Here is a 19,151-nt window from a genome sequence, read left to right on the forward strand (position 1 = left end):
ATCAATGTTCGTTCATCCTGAACATTCATGTCTGAGCTTTCGACGATTTTTAATGGTGGAGCCAAGGAGGATCGAACTCCTGACCTCCTGCGTGCAAAGCAGGCGCTCTCCCAGCTGAGCTATGGCCCCGTATCGGATCAGCAGCACACCACAACAATTGGTGGGTCTGGGCAGATTCGAACTGCCGACCTCACCCTTATCAGGGGTGCGCTCTAACCAACTGAGCTACAGACCCAATCGTTCGGGCTTAGCAGGCCGTCGACCTCACCCGCTCTCTACCTCAGAGCCGGGGGCGCGCTCAAACCAACCGAGCAGCAAACCTATCGTCTAACCAGTGAATCAAGCAATTCGTGTGGGAGCTTATGAAGAAGCTGCGATCTTCGATTAAGGAGGTGATCCAGCCGCAGGTTCCCCTACGGCTACCTTGTTACGACTTCACCCCAGTCATGAATCACTCCGTGGTAACCGTCCCCCTTGCGGTTAGACTAGCTACTTCTGGAGCAACCCACTCCCATGGTGTGACGGGCGGTGTGTACAAGGCCCGGGAACGTATTCACCGTGACATTCTGATTCACGATTACTAGCGATTCCGACTTCACGCAGTCGAGTTGCAGACTGCGATCCGGACTACGATCGGTTTTATGGGATTAGCTCCACCTCGCGGCTTGGCAACCCTCTGTACCGACCATTGTAGCACGTGTGTAGCCCTGGCCGTAAGGGCCATGATGACTTGACGTCATCCCCACCTTCCTCCGGTTTGTCACCGGCAGTCTCCTTAGAGTGCCCACCATAACGTGCTGGTAACTAAGGACAAGGGTTGCGCTCGTTACGGGACTTAACCCAACATCTCACGACACGAGCTGACGACAGCCATGCAGCACCTGTGTTCCGATTCCCGAAGGCACTCTCGCATCTCTGCAAGATTCCGGACATGTCAAGGCCAGGTAAGGTTCTTCGCGTTGCTTCGAATTAAACCACATGCTCCACCGCTTGTGCGGGCCCCCGTCAATTCATTTGAGTTTTAACCTTGCGGCCGTACTCCCCAGGCGGTCGACTTATCGCGTTAGCTGCGCCACTAAGATCTCAAGGATCCCAACGGCTAGTCGACATCGTTTACGGCGTGGACTACCAGGGTATCTAATCCTGTTTGCTCCCCACGCTTTCGCACCTCAGTGTCAGTATCAGTCCAGGTGGTCGCCTTCGCCACTGGTGTTCCTTCCTATATCTACGCATTTCACCGCTACACAGGAAATTCCACCACCCTCTACCGTACTCTAGTCAGGCAGTTATGGATGCAGTTCCCAGGTTGAGCCCGGGGATTTCACATCCATCTTACCAAACCACCTACGCGCGCTTTACGCCCAGTAATTCCGATTAACGCTTGCACCCTTCGTATTACCGCGGCTGCTGGCACGAAGTTAGCCGGTGCTTATTCTGTTGGTAACGTCAAAACAGCAAGGTATTAACTTACTGCCCTTCCTCCCAACTTAAAGTGCTTTACAATCCGAAGACCTTCTTCACACACGCGGCATGGCTGGATCAGGCTTTCGCCCATTGTCCAATATTCCCCACTGCTGCCTCCCGTAGGAGTCTGGACCGTGTCTCAGTTCCAGTGTGACTGATCATCCTCTCAGACCAGTTACGGATCGTCGCCTTGGTAGGCCTTTACCCCACCAACTAGCTAATCCGACCTAGGCTCATCTGATAGCGCAAGGCCCGAAGGTCCCCTGCTTTCTCCCGTAGGACGTATGCGGTATTAGCGTTCCTTTCGAAACGTTGTCCCCCACTACCAGGCAGATTCCTAGGCATTACTCACCCGTCCGCCGCTGAATCCGGGAGCAAGCTCCCATCATCCGCTCGACTTGCATGTGTTAGGCCTGCCGCCAGCGTTCAATCTGAGCCATGATCAAACTCTTCAGTTCAATACTGCTTGGGTTTTGAGAAAACCCTAAACTTGGCTCAGCAATCGCATGCTCTATTTAAAGAGCTAAAACTCTCGAATTCACGAGTGTTACTTGCGTTGCTGATAATCAGTCGATCATCAGTCTTACATCACAAGCACCCACACGAATTGCTTGATTCGACTTGTTAAAGAGCAGTTGGTTAAGGCTTTCGTCTCAACCGAGGCGCGCATTCTACGCTAACCTCATCTTCCGTCAAGCTTTATTTTTCGAAAATTTCTTTTCTACTCAATCGCTTGGGCTTCCGAGAAGTCAAACCTCTCATCAGCGGGAGGCGTATTCTACAGCGATCAAACTCACTGTCAAGCACCTCGGCGATCTTCCTTTCAGCTCGCTGCCGGAGCAACCAATGAAAAGCGGCAAGTGAACCACCTGCCTGACCACCACCCCAATTCAGAATCCCTGTAAGTACTTGATTTTCAAGTTCTTTCAGCGCTTCGTCGCTGGGAGAGGGGCGCATTATAGGGACTTTGAAATGACCGTCAACACATTTCTGCAAGAAACTTCAGTTGGTTATGACCCGATTTCGGAGCAAGGGCAACTGGCGCGCCACTGGCGGTAGCCGCAAGAGCATCAGGAAACACCCGATAGCGGCATATATGGCCCAGCGCTCAAGGTCGGAACGGACGACCCACAGCATATGCAACAACCCCAGGGCGAGGATGACATATATCAGGCGATGCAGTTTCTTCCATCCGGTACCCAGCCTGCGCATGCTGTAGCGGTTGGAGGTTATCGCCATGGCCAGCAGCCCAAGGAAGGCGGTGACTCCGACAAAGATGTAAGGGCGCTTGCGCAGTTCGACGCCCAACTGCGCCCAATCCAGCCCGAGGATGAAGATGGCATAGGCGCTCAGGTGCAGCACTATATAGGTGAAGCACCACAGACCCAGCTGCCGGCGTACCTGGATCCAGCCATTCCAGCGGGTGAGTTTCTGCAGCGGCGTCATCGACAGGGTAATCAGCAGCAGGATCAGCCCGCCCTGCCCCAGCCGATCGACAAGCGCCTTCCCCGGATCCGGCCCGAGGGCGAAGATCCACGCCTGGTACAACCAATAAAGCGGCGGCAACAAGGCTGCGACGAATACGCCAGCACGCCACAATGGATTGCGCATCAGTATTCCTTCCTCAGGTCCATTCCCGCATAGAGCGATGCCACTTCATCGGCATAGCCATTGAACATGAGGGTGGGACGTATATTGGGGCTGAATAATCCACTGGGCAGACGACGCTCGTGCGCCTGGCTCCAGCGCGGGTGATCGACAGTCGGGTTGACGTTGGCAAAGAAGCCGTACTCATTAGGTGCCAGGCTCTGCCAGGTGGTCTTCGGCTGCTCTTCGACGAAGCTGATGCGCACAATCGACTTGGCGCCCTTGAAGCCGTACTTCCACGGCACGATCAACCGCAGCGGCGCGCCATTCTGGTTGGCCAGCGCCCTGCCGTACATGCCGACCGCAAGAATGGCCAGCGGGTGCATGGCCTCATCCATCCGCAGCCCTTCGACGTAGGGCCAGTCGATCAGGGCGAAGTTGGACTGCACGCCCGGCATATCCTGACGATCCACCAGGGTCTCGAAACGCACGAACTTGGCGTTACTAGTCGGCTCGACACGCTTGATCAGCTCGGAGATCGGGAACCCGATCCAGGGAATGACCATCGACCAGGCTTCGACGCAGCGCAATCTATAGATGCGCTCCTCCAGTTGATAAGGCTTGATGAAGTCTTCCAACGCGTACTTGCCGGGCTTGCCGACCTCGCCATCGATCACGACCGACCACGGTTCGGTTTTCAGTGCGCCGGCGTTGGCGGCGGGATCGCCTTTATCCGGGCCGAACTCATAGAAGTTGTTGTAGTTCGTCGCGTCCCTGAAAGGCGTGATCACCTCATTCTTCACCGCGACAGCATCCCAGCGGGTAGCGGCGAGCTTTTCGCCCAGCCAAGCGGGAGACTGCACCGACTCGACATCAGCGTAACGCCCTCCCTCGGCAAGGCTCAAACGAGGCAATCCGGACAGCGCGGCAGCCGCTATCGCACCAGACATGAACTGGCGGCGGGAGAAATAGAGGGATTCGGGCGTGACTTCCGATTCGTGGCAATCGGAAAGGCGGGGGGACTTGATCAGCATGACGGGCTCCGCAACGACTGGCTGTATGCGCCAGTAGACTGCGGAGCCCGCTGGAAATTACACAGCAGGCGGCTGCTTGCGACGGCGCAACTGCAACAAGTATTGCACCGGGCCGGAGGCGGCGTATGCAAGGAACAGCAGCAGCAGGATGCGCGGCGGGTCAGTGAAGACCACGGCGAACGCCAGCACCACCACAAGGATTGCCATGAACGGCACGCGGCCGCGCAGGTCGAGGTCCTTGAAGCTGTAGTACTTGATGTTGCTGACCATCAGCATGCCAGCAAGGGCAACCATCAGGGCAACCAGCAGGGAGACCTTGGCGCCCTGGACGTCGAAGTCGGCGAACGCCCACACGGTGCCAGCGACCAGAGCCGCAGCAGCTGGGCTGGCCAGACCGATGAAGTAGCGCTTATCGGCCTTGCCCACCTGGGTGTTGAAGCGCGCCAGACGCAGCGCGGCACCCGCCACATAGATGAAGGCGACCATCCAGCCTACCTTGCCCAGGCTGCTCAGCGCCCACTCGAAGGCCACCAGTGCCGGCGCAACGCCGAAGGCAACCATGTCGGACAGCGAGTCGTACTCGGCGCCGAAGGCACTCTGGGTGTTGGTCAGGCGCGCGACGCGGCCGTCGAGGCCGTCGAGCACCATGGCGACGAAGATGGCGATGGCGGCATTGGAGAAATCGCCACTCATGGCATTGATGATGGCGTACAGGCCGGTGAACAGCGCCGCGGTGGTGAACAGGTTGGGCAGCAGGTAGATGCCGCGATGACGGACCTTGCGGCCTTCGGCGTCATGCCCCTCTTCGACGTGCTCATCGATGGGCAGCAGACTTTCTTCGGTGTCGGAAGCCTTGTTCGGCTCCTCGTGACCTTCACTCATGGACGATTCCTTGAGAACTCGTTGAGGCTGAGATTCGCCGGGGCACGCTACTGCGGTGACACGGCCGGCGCCCCCGCTTTATACCAGATCACCGCCCCAGAACGAAAAAACGCGGCAAGCGCCGCGTTTCTTCCTTTGTCGAAAAGACCTTAGTTCTTGGACTTGTCGACGATCTTGTTAGCAGCGATCCACGGCATCATGGCGCGCAGCTTCTCACCGACAACTTCGATGCCGTGGGCAGCGTTGTTGCGGCGGTAGGCGGTCATCGACGGGTAGTTGGTGGCGCCTTCGGAGATGAACATCTTGGCGTATTCGCCGTTCTGGATGCGCTTCAGAGCGTTGCGCATGGCAGCACGGGATTCAGCGTTGATCACTTCCGGACCGGTCACGTACTCGCCGTACTCGGCGTTGTTCGAGATCGAGTAGTTCATGTTGGCGATGCCGCCTTCGAACATGAGGTCAACGATCAGCTTCAGTTCGTGCAGGCACTCGAAGTAGGCCATTTCCGGAGCATAGCCGGCTTCGACCAGGGTTTCGAAACCAGCTTTCACCAGCTCTACGCAACCGCCGCACAGAACAGCCTGCTCGCCGAACAGGTCGGTTTCGGTCTCGTCCTTGAAGGTGGTTTCGATGATGCCGGTACGGCCGCCGCCAACGCCACAGGCGTAGGACAGGGCGACGTTCTTGGCATTGCCGGAAGCGTCCTGGTAGATGGCGATCAGGTCAGGGATGCCGCCGCCCTTGACGAACTCGGAGCGTACGGTGTGGCCCGGGGCCTTCGGCGCAATCATGATCACGTCGAGGTCGGCACGCGGAACGACCTGGTTGTAGTGGATGGAGAAGCCGTGAGCGAAGGCCAGGGTAGCGCCCTTCTTCAGGTTCGGCTCGATCTCGTCCTTGTACAGGCGGCCCTGGAACTCGTCCGGGGTCAGGATCATGACCAGATCGGCAGCAGCAACGGCTTCAGCCACTTCGGCGACTTTCAGGCCGTGGTTCTGAGCCTTGGCAACGGAGGAAGAACCCGCACGCAGGCCGACGGTGACGTCGACGCCGGAGTCTTTCAGGTTGCAGGCGTGGGCGTGGCCCTGGGAACCGTAACCGATGATGGCAACTTTCTTGCCCTGGATGATGGAGAGGTCACAGTCTTTATCGTAGAAAACGTGCATTTGGGTAATCCCCTGTCAGTTGGCCTCGTGGGCCGTATTTCAAATCAGATGCTGAGAGTCTTGTCGCCACGGGCAATGCCGGTGACGCCACTGCGGACGACTTCGAGGATCGACGCGGTGCCGATGGCCTGGATGAAGCTATCCAGCTTGTCGCTGGTACCGGCCAGCTGCACGGTGTAGACGCTGCTGGTGACGTCGACGATCTGCCCGCGGAAGATGTCGGTGGTGCGCTTGACCTCGGCGCGCTGGGCGCCGGTGGCCTTCACTTTCACCAACATCAGCTCGCGCTCGATGTGTGCGCTTTCCGAGAGGTTCACCAGTTTTACCACCTCAATGAGCTTGTTGAGGTTCTTGGTGATCTGCTCGATGACCTCATCCTGACCAGCGGTGGTCAGGGTCAGGCGCGACAGCGTCGGGTCCTCGGTGGGGGCGACAGTCAGGCTTTCGATGTTGTAGTTGCGCTGGGAGAACAGGCCAACGACGCGGGAGAGCGCACCGGGTTCGTTTTCCAGCAGCAGGGAAATGATGTGTCGCATGATCAGGTACGCTCCGTCTTGCTCAGCCACATGTCGCGCATCGCACCGCCGCGGATCTGCATCGGGTAGACGTGCTCGCTGGTATCAACCTGGATGTCGAGGAAGACCAGGCGATTCTTCATCGCAAAGGCTTCTTCCATCTTCGGCTTCAGGTCCTTCAGGTCGGTGATGCGCATGCCAACGTGGCCATAGGCTTCAGCCAGCTTGACGAAGTCCGGCAGCGATTCCATGTAGGAGTGCGAGTAGCGGCTGTTGTACTGCATGTCCTGCCATTGGCGGACCATGCCCAGCGCACCGTTGTTCAGGTTGATGATTTTCACCGGCAGGTCGTACTGCAGGCAGGTGGACAGCTCCTGGATGTTCATCTGGATGCTGCCTTCACCGGTCACGCAGGCGACGTCGGCGTCGGGGAAGTTCAGCTTCACGCCCATGGCGGCAGGGAAGCCGAAGCCCATGGTGCCCAGGCCACCGGAGTTGATCCAGCGATTGGGCTTGTTGAAGCGGTAGTACTGCGCCGCAAACATCTGGTGCTGGCCCACGTCGGAAGCCACATAGGCATCGCCATGGGTAACGTCGCAGAGGGTCTCGATCACGGTCTGCGGCTTGATGATGCTGCCGTCGCCCATGTTGTACGGGAACAGGCCGCGGGTGCCGCGCCACTCTTCGATCTGCTTCCACCAGGCAGCCTGGGCTTCCTTGTTCGGGGTCTCGCCGATTTCCTTGAGGATCGCGACCATCTCGGTCAGAACGCTGTCCACCGGACCGACGATCGGGATGTCGGCCTTGACGGTCTTGGAGATCGAGGCCGGGTCGATGTCGACGTGGATGACCTTGGCGTTCGGGCAGAACTTGGCGGCGGTTTCGCCGTTGATCACGCGGTCGTCGAAGCGCGCGCCGACGGCGAAGATCACGTCAGCGTGGTGCATCGCGAGGTTCGCGGTGTAGCTGCCGTGCATCCCGAGCATGCCGACGAACTGGCGGTCGGTGCCAGGATAGCCGCCCAGGCCCATCAGGGTGTTGGTCACCGGCACGTTGAGCATGCGCGCCACTTCGGTCAGCGGCTCAGCAGCATTGCCCATGATCACGCCGCCGCCGGCGTAGATGATCGGGCGCTTGGCCGCCAGCAGCATCTCGGCGGCCTTGCGGATCTGGCCGGAGTGGCCACGAACCGCAGGGCTGTAGGAGCGCAGCTTCACTTTCTTCGGATAGTTGTATTCGAACTTCTGGGTCGGGTCGCCCATGTCCTTCGGAATATCGATCACCACCGGACCGGGACGGCCGGACTGGGCGATGTAGAAGGCCTTCTTGATGACCTCTGGGATTTCCGACGGGTGCTTGATGATGAAGCTGTGCTTCACGATCGGGCGGGAGATACCGACCATGTCGGTTTCCTGGAACGCGTCGGTACCGACCATGTTGCTCGACACCTGGCCGGAGATCACCACCATCGGGATGGAGTCCATGTAGGCGGTGGCGATGCCGGTAACAGCGTTGGTCGCGCCGGGACCGGAGGTCACCAGAACGACGCCGGGCTTGCCGGTGGCACGCGCATAGCCGTCAGCCATGTGAGTGGCGGCCTGCTCGTGGCGAACCAGGATGTGGGTTACTTCGTTCTCTTTGAAGAGAGCGTCGTAGATATGCAGGAGGGCACCGCCCGGGTACCCGTAGATGTACTTAACGCCTTCGTCACGCAGCGAGCGGACGACCATTTCAGCGCCGGATAAAAGCTCCACGTTGTCACCTCTAGAACGCTATATACGGAAACCCCCGACGTGGGGGACCGACTTGGATGGCTGCCCGGCAGACATGGGCGAATGTAATCGCCGGCTACGTCGACTGCCGATTGAGCAGAACCTGGAGGCACTCCTGTTTGTGTTACGGAGAGCCTCCACCCAGCGCGAGGTAACGCGAAACAGGGTGAAACTTTGCGGCGCGGGTAGCACCTCTTGTCTGCCGAGTAAAACCAGCTTGCGGCCGGCCCACTGCAGCGAACCTTGGATTCTTCTGATTCAGGAGGGGCAAGTCAAGCCATATATAGCTTTTGGATGAAGCAGGGATGTGAACTTCTCCGGATGAATAAGCTGGCGATTTGGTTATAGTTATCGACAGACTCCGCACCCCAAGGATCGACAACTCATGCGACGGACGATTTTCCTGGGCAGCCTGCTGCTCGCTCTGGCCCCGACCGTGATGGCCGCGCAGGTCTACAAATGGGTGGATGCACAGGGTGTCACGCACTTTGGTGCGCAGCCGCCGGAAGGCACCAGCGCCTCGGCGGTCAACACCAATACCGCGCCGCCCAAGTCGAACTTCCCGCTGCCAACCCCCAAGCCGGTCACAGCCCCCAGCACGGATGACAAACAGAAAGCCGCAGACGACAAGGTGAAGCAGGACGTCGCCCAGGAAGATGCCAGGCGCGCGCAGAATTGCAGTCAGGCCCGGGAGAACCTGGCCCAGCTGAAGAACAATCCACGCGTTCGCGTGAAGGAAGAAAACGGCGATTACCGCCGCATCACCGAAGAAGAGCGGCAGGCGCGCATCGGCGACAACGAAAAGACCATCCAGGCAAACTGCAACTGAGGCTGCGCGGGAGCGGTCAGCGCCCCGCGCTAATCAGCCGGTCGAACGCACCGAGCGCCTCCAGCAGCTTCTGTACGCGCGCGCCTTCAGTGGCGTAGGCCTCCTCGGCGATCTCGCGAATACCCGATGCCGCGGGCAGATCGGCCCCGCTCTCGATGATCATCTTCATACGCGGCAGGAAGATCCACTGCAGCCACTCCTCCAGCGACAGTGTATCCACGCAGAACGGCTCGTGACTGGAGAGCTTCTCGGGGGAAGGACTTTCGCTCCCCCACATGCCGATGGTCCGCATCTCTCGTTCGATCAGCAGCAGCTGATCCGCTATTGCCGGCAGTCGATCGTCCATCACAGGGTCACCTTGGCTTTCTGCCGGGCTTCGGCGGCGCCAGCGGCGTCACCTTGCTGCTCACGGCACTTTGCAATCAGGTCCCACAGGCTGGCCTGCAGGGTCGGGCGACCGCCTGCCAGCGTCAGGCCACGGCGTGCCACCTGCTCGGCCTGCGCGGCGTCGCCCTGGGCCTGGCGAACCTGAGCCAGCTTGTAGAGCACCTGCGGCTCGCGCGGGGCGATGCGCTGGGCACGTTCCAGACTGGCGGCAGCGCCGTTCAGATCGCCACCACCCTGCTGCTGCGAGGCGGTGGTCAGCAGCGCCAGCACCGGACCATCGAGCTGCTCGTCAGCCGACAGCGCCGTGTTGCTCGAGGGAATGCCCGACGGCGTCTTGTAAGGAGTGCCCTGATTGTAGGGAGTGCCCTGGCTGTAAGTGCTGACTTGGGTGGACGGTGCCACAGGCTGGGTCTGGTAGGCCGGCTGCTGGTAGGTCTGCGACTGGAAACCACCGCTGGAAGTAATGCCGCCACTGGTGGAGATCGGTTGCTGCGAATAGGTCGAGCCGGCATTGCCCGGCGCGGTGGTCATTGGCGAGGTGCTGATCGGAGCCGCACCGGTCTGCGCCGGGAAGGTCTGGATCGGCGCGGACCCCGCATCCTTCGGGACCATCACGGTGACACCGGAGTCCCCCTGGGGAATGCTCTGGCCGGCACTGGCGGAAACCGGCGCCTTATAGTTGCCACCGCTGTGGCCCACCCGCTCCGAGCTGGAGACCGCGGTGCCGGAGTCCTGCACCGGGATCGCACCGTGCTGCGGGGTTGCACAACCGGACAGAAGCGCCAGAGTCGCCGACGCCGCAAACCAAGCTTTTCTCACTTCCAAACCTCTCGCATCAGTTCAGCCAGCCACGCACCCAGTCCATGACTTCGTTGGCCGGCGCCTGGACTCCGCAACCGGCGCCAGTGGCCGGTTCGCTACCTCGAATATAAGGCATCTGCACCGCGCCGGGGCAGTTCGCATCAGTACCCTGCCCAGTGTGCGGATCCACCCAGGACTGCACCACATTATCCGGCATTGGCATATCCAGGGGCAGCGGATCGGCCTTGCGCATGAAGCTGGTCCAGATCTGCAGCGCACCGGTCGCGCCGGTCAGCGGTGTCTTGCCGTTGTCGTCGCGACCGATCCAGACCACCGCCAACAGGTCCTGGCCGAAACCGGAGAACCAGCTGTCGCGGGAATCGTTGGTGGTGCCGGTCTTGCCCGCCAGAGTCAGTGACGCCGGCAGCTGGTTGTAGACCGAGCGCGCGGTACCTTCGCGCATCACGCGCTGCATGGCGTTCTGCACCAGATAGATGGCACCCGGATCGAAGCGCTGCTGGACCTGGAATGGATAGCGCTTGAGCGGCTGGCCATCGGATGCCAGCACACTTCGAATACTCCGCAGCGGGGTGTTGAAGCCGCCACTGGCAATGGTCTGGTACATGGTCGCCACCTGCATCGGGCTCAACGCACCAGCACCCAGCAGCATCGACGGATAGGCCGGCCAGTCCGTCGAGACACCCAGGCGCTCCAGGGTCTTCAGCACGTTCGGCACGCCCAGGTCCAGGCCGAGCTTGGCAGTGGACAGGTTCAGCGAATTCGCCAGCCCCTGGTAAAGGAAGATGGTGCCGCGCGACTGGTGATCATAGTTCTGCGGCTTCCAGATCTGTCCGTCCTTGCCCTTCACCTGGAACGGCTCGTCCTGGATGTAGCTGGTCAGGGTGTACTGGCTCGGCCGTTCCAGGGCAGTCAGGTAGACCGCCGGCTTGACCAGCGAACCGATCGGCCGCTTCGCGTCGATGGCGCGGTTGAAACCGGCGAAGCGCGGATCGCGGCTACCGATCAGCGCCTGGATCTCGCCGGTCTCCGGATTGGTCACGACCATCGCGGTCTCGGTTTCGGCAACACCCTTGCGGCCATCGAGGCGCTTGAAGGTCTCGCTGACGGCGGACTCGGCCTTCATCTGCAGGATGGGATCGAAGCTGGTGAAGATGCGCAGGCCTTCTTCGGTCAGGTCTTCATCCCGGTAGTCTTCGCGCAGCTGACGTTTCACCAGGTCGAGGAAGGCCGGGTAGGAGCCATTGGACATGCTGCCCTGCTGGGTCACCCCCAGCGGCGCCTCCTTGGCGGTGGCGGCTTCGGCGGGAGTAATCACCCCCTGCTCAGCAAGCACGTCGAGCACCACGTTGCGGCGCTCCAGCGCACGTTCCGGGTTGCGGCGCGGGTTGTAATAGGACGGTCCTTTCACCATGCCGACCAGCAGCGCGACCTGCGGCAGCTTCAGCTCCGACAGCGGCTGGCTGAAGAAGTACTGGCTGGCGAGGCCGAAGCCGTTCACCGAGCGCTGGCCATCCTGGCCGAGGAACACCTCGTTCAGGTAGCTCTCGAGGATTTCGCGCTTGTCGTAATGCAGCTCCAGCAGCACCGCCATCATGGCCTCGGTGAGCTTGCGCGACAGGCTGCGCTCATTGGTCAGGAAGAAGTTCTTCACCAACTGCTGGGTCAGGGTGCTGCCGCCCTGACGCAACTGCCCGGCACTGGCGTTGACCCAGACAGCGCGGGCGATCGACTTGATGGAAACCCCGTGGTGGTCCCAGAAGTCGCGGTCTTCCACCGCCACCAGGGTGTCGATCAAGTGCGGCGGCACCTGGTCCAGCTTGATCAGGATGCGGTCTTCGTTGTGCGCCGGGTACAGGCCGCCGATCAGCAACGGTTCCATGCGCGCCACGGCGAGATCGGAGCCATTGGCAGCGCTCAGCCCGGCAACGGAGTTGCCGGCGAAGCGCACGCGAATCCGCTGCGCGGGCTCGGCGCCTTCATAGAACTGGAAGCCACGGGTATTGAGATCGACGGAGTTGCTGGAAACGGCAGCAACACCCGGACCGCTCACCGCGTTTTCGCGGCGATAGCCCAGTGCATCCAGCTCACGCAGGAAGTCGTCCTTGCCCAGCTTCAGGCCGACGAACAGTTCCAGCGGTCGGGCATACACCTTGGCGGGAATGGTCCAGCGCTTGCCGGAGAACTTCTCCTGGACAACCGCATCGAGATACACGGCAAAACCGGCCAACACCACGATGCCGACCAGACCGAGCTTGAGAGCCCAGCCCAGCCACTTGCGCATGGCAGGCGACGATTTGCCGCTTTTTTTACGGGATTTGGAAGATCGGGGACGCGTCATGGCGGCGCATTATACGTACTTTATCCACAGGGGACAGACACCGTGCCAGACGGCATCCGGGTTCTTGCCAGGTACTGGCGCGAGGATGCGCCGGGCTGCCGTGCTTCGACCTCGGCAAGACGGATTGGTTGCCAAGCGGTGTTTGCACCACAGGACCCAGCGGCGATAATGCCCACCTCTCGAAAATAGACAGACAAGGACATAACGTGAGCCAGACTCTGATCGCTGCGCTGCAGAACCCGGCGCTCTACCCTCATCCGGTCGAAAGCTTCCGGGTCATCGAAACCCACATTTCCTGGGTCCTGCTCACCGGCTCCTACGTCTACAAGATCAAGAAGCCCGTCAACTTCGGCTTCCTCGACTTCACCGACCTGGCCGCGCGCAAGCATTTCTGCGAGGAAGAGCTGCGCCTCAACCAGCGTCTCACCGAGGGCCTGTACCTCGATGTCCTGCCGATCACCGGCAGCAAAAGCGCCCCGCGCCTGGGTGGCGAAGGCCCGGCCATCGAGTACGTGATCCGCTGCCGCGAGTTCCCGCAGACCCAACTGCTCAGTGAAGTGCAGGCCCGGGGCGAACTCGGCGCCCCGCACATCGACGGCCTGGCCCGCCAGATTGCCGAGTTCCACCAGCGCACGCCGCAGGTCCCGGTCGATCACCCGCTGGGCACCCCGGACGCCTGCATGGCGCCGGTCCGGCAGAACTTCGAGCAGATCCGCCCGATGCTGTCGGATAAGTCCGACCTGCTGCAACTCGACGCCCTGGAAGCCTGGGCCGAGTCCAGCTTCGAGCGCCTGCACGGTGTCTTCGAGTCGCGCAAGGCCAATGGCTTCATCCGCGAGTGCCACGGCGACATCCACCTGGGCAACGCCGCCATCATCGACGACAAGGTGGTGCTGTTCGACTGCATCGAGTTCAACGAGCCGTTCCGCTTCACCGACGTCACCGCCGACTACGCGTTCCTCGCCATGGACCTGGAAGACCGCGGCCTGAAGTGCCTGTCCCGGCGCTTCGTCAGCCAGTACCTGGAGTACACCGGCGACTACCAGTCGCTGGAACTGCTGAACTTCTACAAGGCCTACCGTGCCCTGGTGCGCGCCAAGATCGCCCTGTTCAGCCTGGCGCACCAGACCGATGCCGTGCAGAAGGCCGCGACCCTGCGCCAGTACCGCAACTACGCCAACCTGGCGGAAAGCTACAGTGCCATCCCATCGCGCTTCCTCGCCGTGACCGTCGGTGTATCCGCCGTCGGCAAGAGCCAGGTGGCACTGCGCCTGGTGGAAGCCCTGGGCGCCATCCGCCTGCGCTCCGACGTCGAGCGCAAGCGCCAGTTCGGCGAGCAGAACGCGGAGCAACGTGGCCAGCACCAGCAAGGCATCTATGACGCCGACGCCACGCTAGCAACCTACCAGCGCCTCAACGCCCTGGCATCAGACATCCTGCGCGCCGGCTACCCGGTCGTGCTGGACGCCACCTTCCTCAAGCGCGATCAGCGCGCGGCCGCCTGGAAAATGGCCGAGGAAACCGGCGTGCCCTTCCTCATCCTCGACTGCCATGCGCCGGAAAGCGTCATCGCCGGCTGGCTCGCCCAGCGCCAGAGCGAAGGCAACGACCCGTCGGACGCCACCCTGGAAATCGTCCAGGCCCAGCAAGCCGCCCGCGAGTCGCTCAGCGACGAAGAACAGCAACACAGCAAGCGCGTCGATACGCCGGACGCCGCCAGCCTGGACGCCCTGGTCGCCAGCATTCGCCAGCGCCTTCCGGGGCTCTGACCCCACCCTGCTGCAGGCCGGAGTTGCCAGGAAGGCGACTCCGGCCCGCGCGCCCACGCCCTCCAAGGTCCCGCCGCGCATACAGAGCGATATCAGAAAGCCACGCTACACTTGCCTTGGTATATCCGGCCGCTATGAGCAGCTCACGGCCCATTAGACCCACTGTCCGATCGTGCCGCATCGCAAGGACCGACGATGAACGACGAACTGCTGCACCTGAAGAATCTCGGCAAGACCTCCGCCCAGTGGCTGCACGCCGTCGGTATCCACAGTGCCTCAGACCTTCGCCGACTGGGCGCCGTTGGCGCTTACCGCGCTGTCAGGGCCCGTGGTTTCCGCGCCTCGAAGGTGCTCCTGTACGCCATCGAAGGAGCGCTGCTCGACGTGCACTGGAACGACCTTCCACCCTCGCACAAAGCCGCCCTCCTGGGCGAGCTTGAGACTTTCCCCATGAGGAACAAGAGCTAGCTCACAAGCTCCATGGGAAAATCTTTACGCTAAAGTACCTGTCCGCTTATGGTCTCAGGGCCCTTCGTGCGCCCTCGACTGCCGCCATTCAAGGAATTACGGCCATGTACCTACTCGGTGAACAACCTGCCTACGCCGACCAACTGATCAACCGACTGCAGGGAATTCCGGTGCAATTGCTCGCCGGCCTGGCGCCCTGCGGCGAACCGATCCGCCTCGAGCGCTCCGACGATCTCGAGGCCGAGCTACCCGGCAAGCAGCTGTTTCTCATCGAGAACGGCCTGGTCCATGCCCTGGTGGACGAGCGCCCGCTGTTTTACCTCCAGGAAGGCGATCTGATCGGTCTGCGCCAGGGTATCGATCTGCCGCCCTGCCGTTACGTCACCGAAGAACCGCTGTGTCTGATCCCCTATTCGCGCACCGAGGTGCTCCGCCACCTCCATGACGACGAGCACCGCCAGGAGCTGTTCCTGCACTACCTGATCGGCCACACCGCCCTGCTCTCCGACGCCCTGGCGCATCTGAAGCAACCGGAGATCCGACCCGCAACCGGTTTCCAGCACTTCGCCGCTGGCGCCCAACTGATCCAGCAGGGTGACGACGCCGAGCATGTGTTCATCATCATCGAGGGGCACGCGGAAGCCTTCGTCGACGGACAGAAGGTCGGCGACGTTCAGAAAGACGAGATCTTTGGCGCCATGGCGGTATTCACCCGCGAAAAACGCAGTGCCTCGGTGATCGCCAGCGAACCCTGCACGGTGATGGTCATCCCCAAGGACCAGTTCCTCAGCCTGATGCAAAGCAATCCGCGCATCGCCCACAGCCTGATCGAAGGCATGGCCCGGCGCATCGACCTGTTGAACAAGGAAGTCACCCAGCTGCGCGTGCAACGCCAGGCCAGTTGAGCGGCAATCCTCGCCAGGAGCCCGGCCCAGTGCCGGGCTTTTCGTTTCTCTGAAAGCCGTTTCGCAGATGTGAAAAATTCTCGAAAAGGAGGTTGACCCTTAAATGATAATGATTATTATTGAGTCATCTGGTCGCGAGGCCAGACGATAAGCTCAAGAGACCACGCAGTCGGACTCTTCAGATTATCTCCTCATCAGGCTAATCACGGTTTTAGACCCGGCACCTTGCCGGGTCTTTTTTTGCCCGCGTTTTCTCATCGAGGATGGCAATTTCCCCTACCTCGACCGCAACGCGCAGAGTATAAAAAAGGTTGACTCTCAATTGATAATGGTTATTATTAACCAACTGGCCGCAAGGCCAGTAAGATAAGCTCGAGAGACCACGCAGTCGGACTCTTCAGATTATCTCCTCATCAGGCTAATCACGGTTTCGACCCGGCACCTTGCCGGGTCTTTTTTTGCCCGCGATAAAAGTCGCACTGATGAAAAAGGGGCCCAGAGGCCCCGTCCGTAATCGGCCGCACACGCTACCTGCGAAGAGTCGCGCAATAGTCCGTCGGCGGCAGCGCCGGGGTGTACCAGACGTAATCCGCCTGCCCCGGTGTAACCGCCCTGCCCACCTCGGCCAGCATCAGCACCAGCAAGCCCTCCCCCACACCCAGGTCCTCCAGGTGCAGCGGCACACCCAGATCGCGCCGCGCATGGAAGCCGCCAGCAATCAGCAGTGCCGGTCCAGGCGCCGCCTTCAGACGTTCAGCCATGCGCCGATCGCGCTGCTGCTGCACCGCCAGCATCGCCGGCAACTGGCTGTCCGGCAGCAGGTCGCAGTGGGATTCGCGAATGTCATCCAGCAGGCTGTTGCGCACGGCATCCGTCGTCGAACGCACGCCCTTCAGCGGGGGCTGCTCGGCATAGATGCGCATGATCTCGCTGCGATCCAGGTTGGCCCAGAGCAACGGCTCCGGTTGCTTCACCAGCCAGGTCACCAGTGGACCGTAGAGCGACCAGTCCCAGCCCGGCTGCCAGGCCAGTGCGCCGATCAGATCCGTCGGCGCCTCACCCTTGGTCGCAGCAGCCTGGGCAGCGGCAACCCGCGCCTGCTGGTTCGGGTTGATCATTTCCATCAGCACGCTGCCGCCTGGGCGACGCGCAGCAAGGGCACGTGCCAGCCAGAGTTCCAGGGCATGGTGATCCGGATTGTCGTGCTGCTCGCCGACCAGTACGCGCGGCGCCGTCGCCAGCCGGTCGAGCAGTTGCTGTGGCGTGAGTTGCTCGCCGCTGCGCAGATCACGAATAACGCCCAGATCAGCACTCTCGCGCCCCTGCGGGCTCTGCCATACCGGTAGCGGCGGCGCGGCAGTGTGGCTCTGGCATGCAGCCAACAGCGCCAGCACGGAAAGCAGCAGGTACTTCACAGGAACTCCATTCAACGGGCGATGATCAGTGGGTGACCACGTTCGGGATGCCGATGGACCAGCACGTCCAGCCCGAACACCGCACGCAGCGGCTCGGCGCACAGCACCTCTTCAGGCGTGCCGTGCAGATGCGGCCGCCCCTGGTGCAGTAACAACAGGCGATCACAGTAACGCGCCGCCAGGTTCAGGTCATGCAGGATTACCAGGACCGCCACGCCACGATCAGCAAATTCGCGCACCGCCTGCAGGATGGTGTGCTGGTGCAGCGGATCGAGCGCCGAGGTCGGCTCGTCCAGCAACAGCACCTGCTCCCCGCTGCCCGGCCAGAGTTGCGCCAGCACGCGCGCCAGATGCACGCGCTGGCGTTCGCCGCCGGAGAGCGCCAGGTAGTTGAGCCCCGCCAGATGAGTTGCGTCCGCTGCCGCCAGAGCCGCCGCGACGATCTCGCCGTCACGCTGGCGGCCACTGTCATGGGGCAGGCGCCCGAAGCCGACCACCGTCTCGACGGTGAAAGCGAAGTTCAGCGTCGAGGACTGCGGCAGCACCGCCAGACGGCGCGCTCGCTCGGCGCCCTGCCAGCCCCCCAGCGGACGACCATCGAGGCTCACGGCACCACCGGCCAGCGGCAGTTCACCGTTAAGCGCACCCAGCAGGGTGCTCTTGCCGGCGCCGTTAGGCCCCAGCACGCCGAGCACCTGCCCCGGCTGCAAGGCCAGACTCACCCCCTGCAGGACCGTCTGCGCGCCGCGCTTCACCAGCAGGTTATCCGCCGTCAACATCAGGAACGCCCCCGGATCAGCAGGTAAAGAAAGAACGGTGCGCCGATCAACGCGGTGACGATGCCGATCGGCAGCTCCGCAGGGGCCAGCGCCAGCCGCGCCACCAGGTCGGCGAGCAGCAGCAGGATTGCGCCGCCAAACATGGACGCCGGTAACAGCACCCGGTGATCGGGCCCGACGATCAGGCGCAACAGATGTGGCACCACCAGGCCGATGAAGCCGATCATGCCGGCGGCCGCTACTGCCGCACCGACACCCAGCGCCGTGCAAAGAATCAGCTCGATCTTCAGTCGTTCGACATCGAAGCCCAGATGGCGCGCCTCGGACTCACCCAGCAGCAAGGCGTTCAGCGCATCCACCCGGCGCGGCAGCCAGCAGGCGACCAGCAGGGTGATCAGCAGCAACGGCCACAGCCTGGGGTAGCTGGCGCCATTCAGGCTGCCGAGGTTCCAGAAGGTCAGGGTGCGCAGTGTGGCGTCGTCGGCCAGGTAGGTGAACAACCCGATCAGCGCCCCGGCCAGTGCAGTAAGCGCGATGCCCGCGAGGAGCATGGTGGAGACACTGGTCTGCCCATTGTGCCGGCCCAGGCGGTGGACCAGCGCGGTCACCAGCAGACCACCAGCAAAGGCGCAGGCGGAGAGCAGATAGGGCGCGAAGGCCTCCGGCAGCCCGCCGATGCTGGCGCCGAAGACAATGGCGATCGCCGCCCCCAGCGCCGCGCCACTGGAAACGCCGATCAGGCCCGGGTCGGCCAGCGGGTTGCGGAACAGCCCCTGCATGGCCACACCGGCGAGTGCCAATACCCCGCCAGTGGCGATGCCGAGCAGGGTGCGAGGCAGACGGATCTGGCCAACGATCAGTTCGGCCTGCCCCAGCCCGTCGGCGGACGCCGGCAGACCAACCAGACGAGCCAGCGCGCGCAGCGTATCGCCCAATGGCAGGCTCACCGGCCCAAGCGCCAGCGACAGCCAAACCACCAGTAATAGAAGAAAACCGAGTAGCAGGAACAGCGGTCGAGC

The 19,151-nt window shown here is 61.8% G+C and carries 16 protein-coding genes, 2 tRNA genes and 1 rRNA gene; 4 read left to right on the forward strand and 15 right to left on the reverse strand.

Features of this window, described 5'->3' with window-relative positions; genetic code table 11:
- Nucleotides 1-53: 53 nt before the first annotated feature.
- The 9 genes from GA645_RS23875 to GA645_RS23915 all read right to left on the reverse strand — a co-directional run bounded on the left by GA645_RS23875 (nucleotide 54) and on the right by GA645_RS23915 (nucleotide 8,402).
- A tRNA-Ala gene (locus tag GA645_RS23875) sits at nucleotides 54-129 on the reverse strand.
- Between the two features lie 29 nt (nucleotides 130-158).
- Nucleotides 159-235 (reverse strand) — tRNA-Ile (locus GA645_RS23880).
- A gap of 150 nt (nucleotides 236-385) precedes the next feature.
- Nucleotides 386-1,922, reverse strand: a 16S ribosomal RNA gene (locus GA645_RS23885).
- Nucleotides 1,923-2,466: 544 nt separating this feature from the next.
- Nucleotides 2,467-3,075 (reverse strand): protein-methionine-sulfoxide reductase heme-binding subunit MsrQ, encoded by a 609-nt coding sequence (msrQ, locus tag GA645_RS23890; RefSeq protein ID WP_152226078.1) that lies wholly within the window; start codon nucleotides 3,073-3,075, stop codon nucleotides 2,467-2,469.
- Complete coding sequence (gene msrP / locus GA645_RS23895) at nucleotides 3,075-4,085, reverse strand: protein-methionine-sulfoxide reductase catalytic subunit MsrP (protein ID WP_152226080.1); 1,011 nt, start codon at nucleotides 4,083-4,085, stop codon at nucleotides 3,075-3,077. The genes msrQ and msrP overlap by 1 nt, the downstream gene beginning before the upstream one ends.
- Before the next feature lie 57 nt (nucleotides 4,086-4,142).
- Nucleotides 4,143-4,967, reverse strand: coding sequence for a CDP-diacylglycerol--serine O-phosphatidyltransferase (gene pssA / locus GA645_RS23900; RefSeq protein ID WP_152226082.1), 825 nt, complete (start codon nucleotides 4,965-4,967; stop codon nucleotides 4,143-4,145).
- 149 nt (nucleotides 4,968-5,116) lie between these two features.
- Nucleotides 5,117-6,133 (reverse strand): ketol-acid reductoisomerase, encoded by a 1,017-nt coding sequence (gene ilvC, locus GA645_RS23905; protein ID WP_152226085.1) that lies wholly within the window; start codon nucleotides 6,131-6,133, stop codon nucleotides 5,117-5,119.
- 44 nt (nucleotides 6,134-6,177) lie between these two features.
- A complete protein-coding gene (gene ilvN, locus GA645_RS23910) occupies nucleotides 6,178-6,669 on the reverse strand; it encodes an acetolactate synthase small subunit (RefSeq protein ID WP_017516326.1) in 492 nt (163 codons plus the stop codon).
- A gap of 2 nt (nucleotides 6,670-6,671) precedes the next feature.
- Nucleotides 6,672-8,402 carry an acetolactate synthase 3 large subunit gene (locus GA645_RS23915; protein ID WP_152226087.1) on the reverse strand — a complete coding sequence of 577 codons (1,731 nt, stop codon included), beginning with the start codon at nucleotides 8,400-8,402 and terminating at the stop codon, nucleotides 6,672-6,674.
- 403 nt (nucleotides 8,403-8,805) lie between these two features.
- On the opposite strand from GA645_RS23915, the gene GA645_RS23920 reads away from it, so the two are divergent.
- Nucleotides 8,806-9,249, forward strand: a complete 444-nt coding sequence (locus GA645_RS23920) for a DUF4124 domain-containing protein (protein WP_152226089.1) — start codon at nucleotides 8,806-8,808, stop codon at nucleotides 9,247-9,249.
- Nucleotides 9,250-9,265: 16 nt separating this feature from the next.
- On the opposite strand, the gene GA645_RS23925 is transcribed toward GA645_RS23920, so the two are convergent.
- Genes GA645_RS23925 through mrcB form a run of 3 tightly spaced genes read right to left on the reverse strand, consistent with a single transcriptional unit; the run spans nucleotide 9,266 to nucleotide 12,796 of the window.
- The gene (locus GA645_RS23925) at nucleotides 9,266-9,595 is read right to left on the reverse strand and encodes a YqcC family protein (protein WP_152226091.1); all 330 of its coding nucleotides are present in this window, start codon (nucleotides 9,593-9,595) and stop codon (nucleotides 9,266-9,268) included.
- Entirely contained in the window at nucleotides 9,595-10,455 is an 861-nt protein-coding gene (locus GA645_RS23930) for a tetratricopeptide repeat protein (RefSeq protein WP_152226093.1), read from the reverse strand. The genes GA645_RS23925 and GA645_RS23930 overlap by 1 nt, the downstream gene beginning before the upstream one ends.
- A gap of 16 nt (nucleotides 10,456-10,471) precedes the next feature.
- A complete protein-coding gene (mrcB, locus tag GA645_RS23935; protein WP_152226095.1) occupies nucleotides 10,472-12,796 on the reverse strand; it encodes a penicillin-binding protein 1B in 2,325 nt (774 codons plus the stop codon).
- Nucleotides 12,797-13,002: 206 nt separating this feature from the next.
- Here mrcB and GA645_RS23940 point away from each other — a divergent pair, with 206 nt between their 5' ends.
- The 3 genes from GA645_RS23940 to GA645_RS23950 all read left to right on the forward strand — a co-directional run bounded on the left by GA645_RS23940 (nucleotide 13,003) and on the right by GA645_RS23950 (nucleotide 15,938).
- The gene (locus tag GA645_RS23940) at nucleotides 13,003-14,565 is read left to right on the forward strand and encodes a bifunctional aminoglycoside phosphotransferase/ATP-binding protein (protein WP_152226097.1); all 1,563 of its coding nucleotides are present in this window, start codon (nucleotides 13,003-13,005) and stop codon (nucleotides 14,563-14,565) included.
- Nucleotides 14,566-14,760: 195 nt separating this feature from the next.
- Nucleotides 14,761-15,033: a TfoX/Sxy family protein gene (locus GA645_RS23945; RefSeq protein ID WP_152226099.1), complete on the forward strand. Its 273-nt coding sequence runs from the start codon at nucleotides 14,761-14,763 to the stop codon at nucleotides 15,031-15,033.
- A gap of 104 nt (nucleotides 15,034-15,137) precedes the next feature.
- Nucleotides 15,138-15,938: a Crp/Fnr family transcriptional regulator gene (locus GA645_RS23950; RefSeq protein ID WP_152226101.1), complete on the forward strand. Its 801-nt coding sequence runs from the start codon at nucleotides 15,138-15,140 to the stop codon at nucleotides 15,936-15,938.
- 527 nt (nucleotides 15,939-16,465) lie between these two features.
- Here GA645_RS23950 and GA645_RS23955 read toward each other — a convergent pair.
- Genes GA645_RS23955 through GA645_RS23965 form a run of 3 tightly spaced genes read right to left on the reverse strand, consistent with a single transcriptional unit; the run spans nucleotide 16,466 to nucleotide 19,136 of the window.
- Nucleotides 16,466-17,353 (reverse strand): ChaN family lipoprotein, encoded by an 888-nt coding sequence (locus tag GA645_RS23955; RefSeq protein ID WP_152226103.1) that lies wholly within the window; start codon nucleotides 17,351-17,353, stop codon nucleotides 16,466-16,468.
- An 11-nt stretch (nucleotides 17,354-17,364) separates the two neighbouring features.
- A complete protein-coding gene (locus GA645_RS23960; RefSeq protein ID WP_152226105.1) occupies nucleotides 17,365-18,132 on the reverse strand; it encodes a heme ABC transporter ATP-binding protein in 768 nt (255 codons plus the stop codon).
- Nucleotides 18,132-19,136 (reverse strand): iron ABC transporter permease, encoded by a 1,005-nt coding sequence (locus GA645_RS23965; protein ID WP_178119636.1) that lies wholly within the window; start codon nucleotides 19,134-19,136, stop codon nucleotides 18,132-18,134. The genes GA645_RS23960 and GA645_RS23965 overlap by 1 nt, the downstream gene beginning before the upstream one ends.
- Between the last annotated feature and the right edge of the window lie 15 nt (nucleotides 19,137-19,151).

Source organism: Pseudomonas sp. SCB32, assembly GCF_009189165.1.
In the GTDB taxonomy this organism is placed as follows: domain Bacteria; phylum Pseudomonadota; class Gammaproteobacteria; order Pseudomonadales; family Pseudomonadaceae; genus Pseudomonas.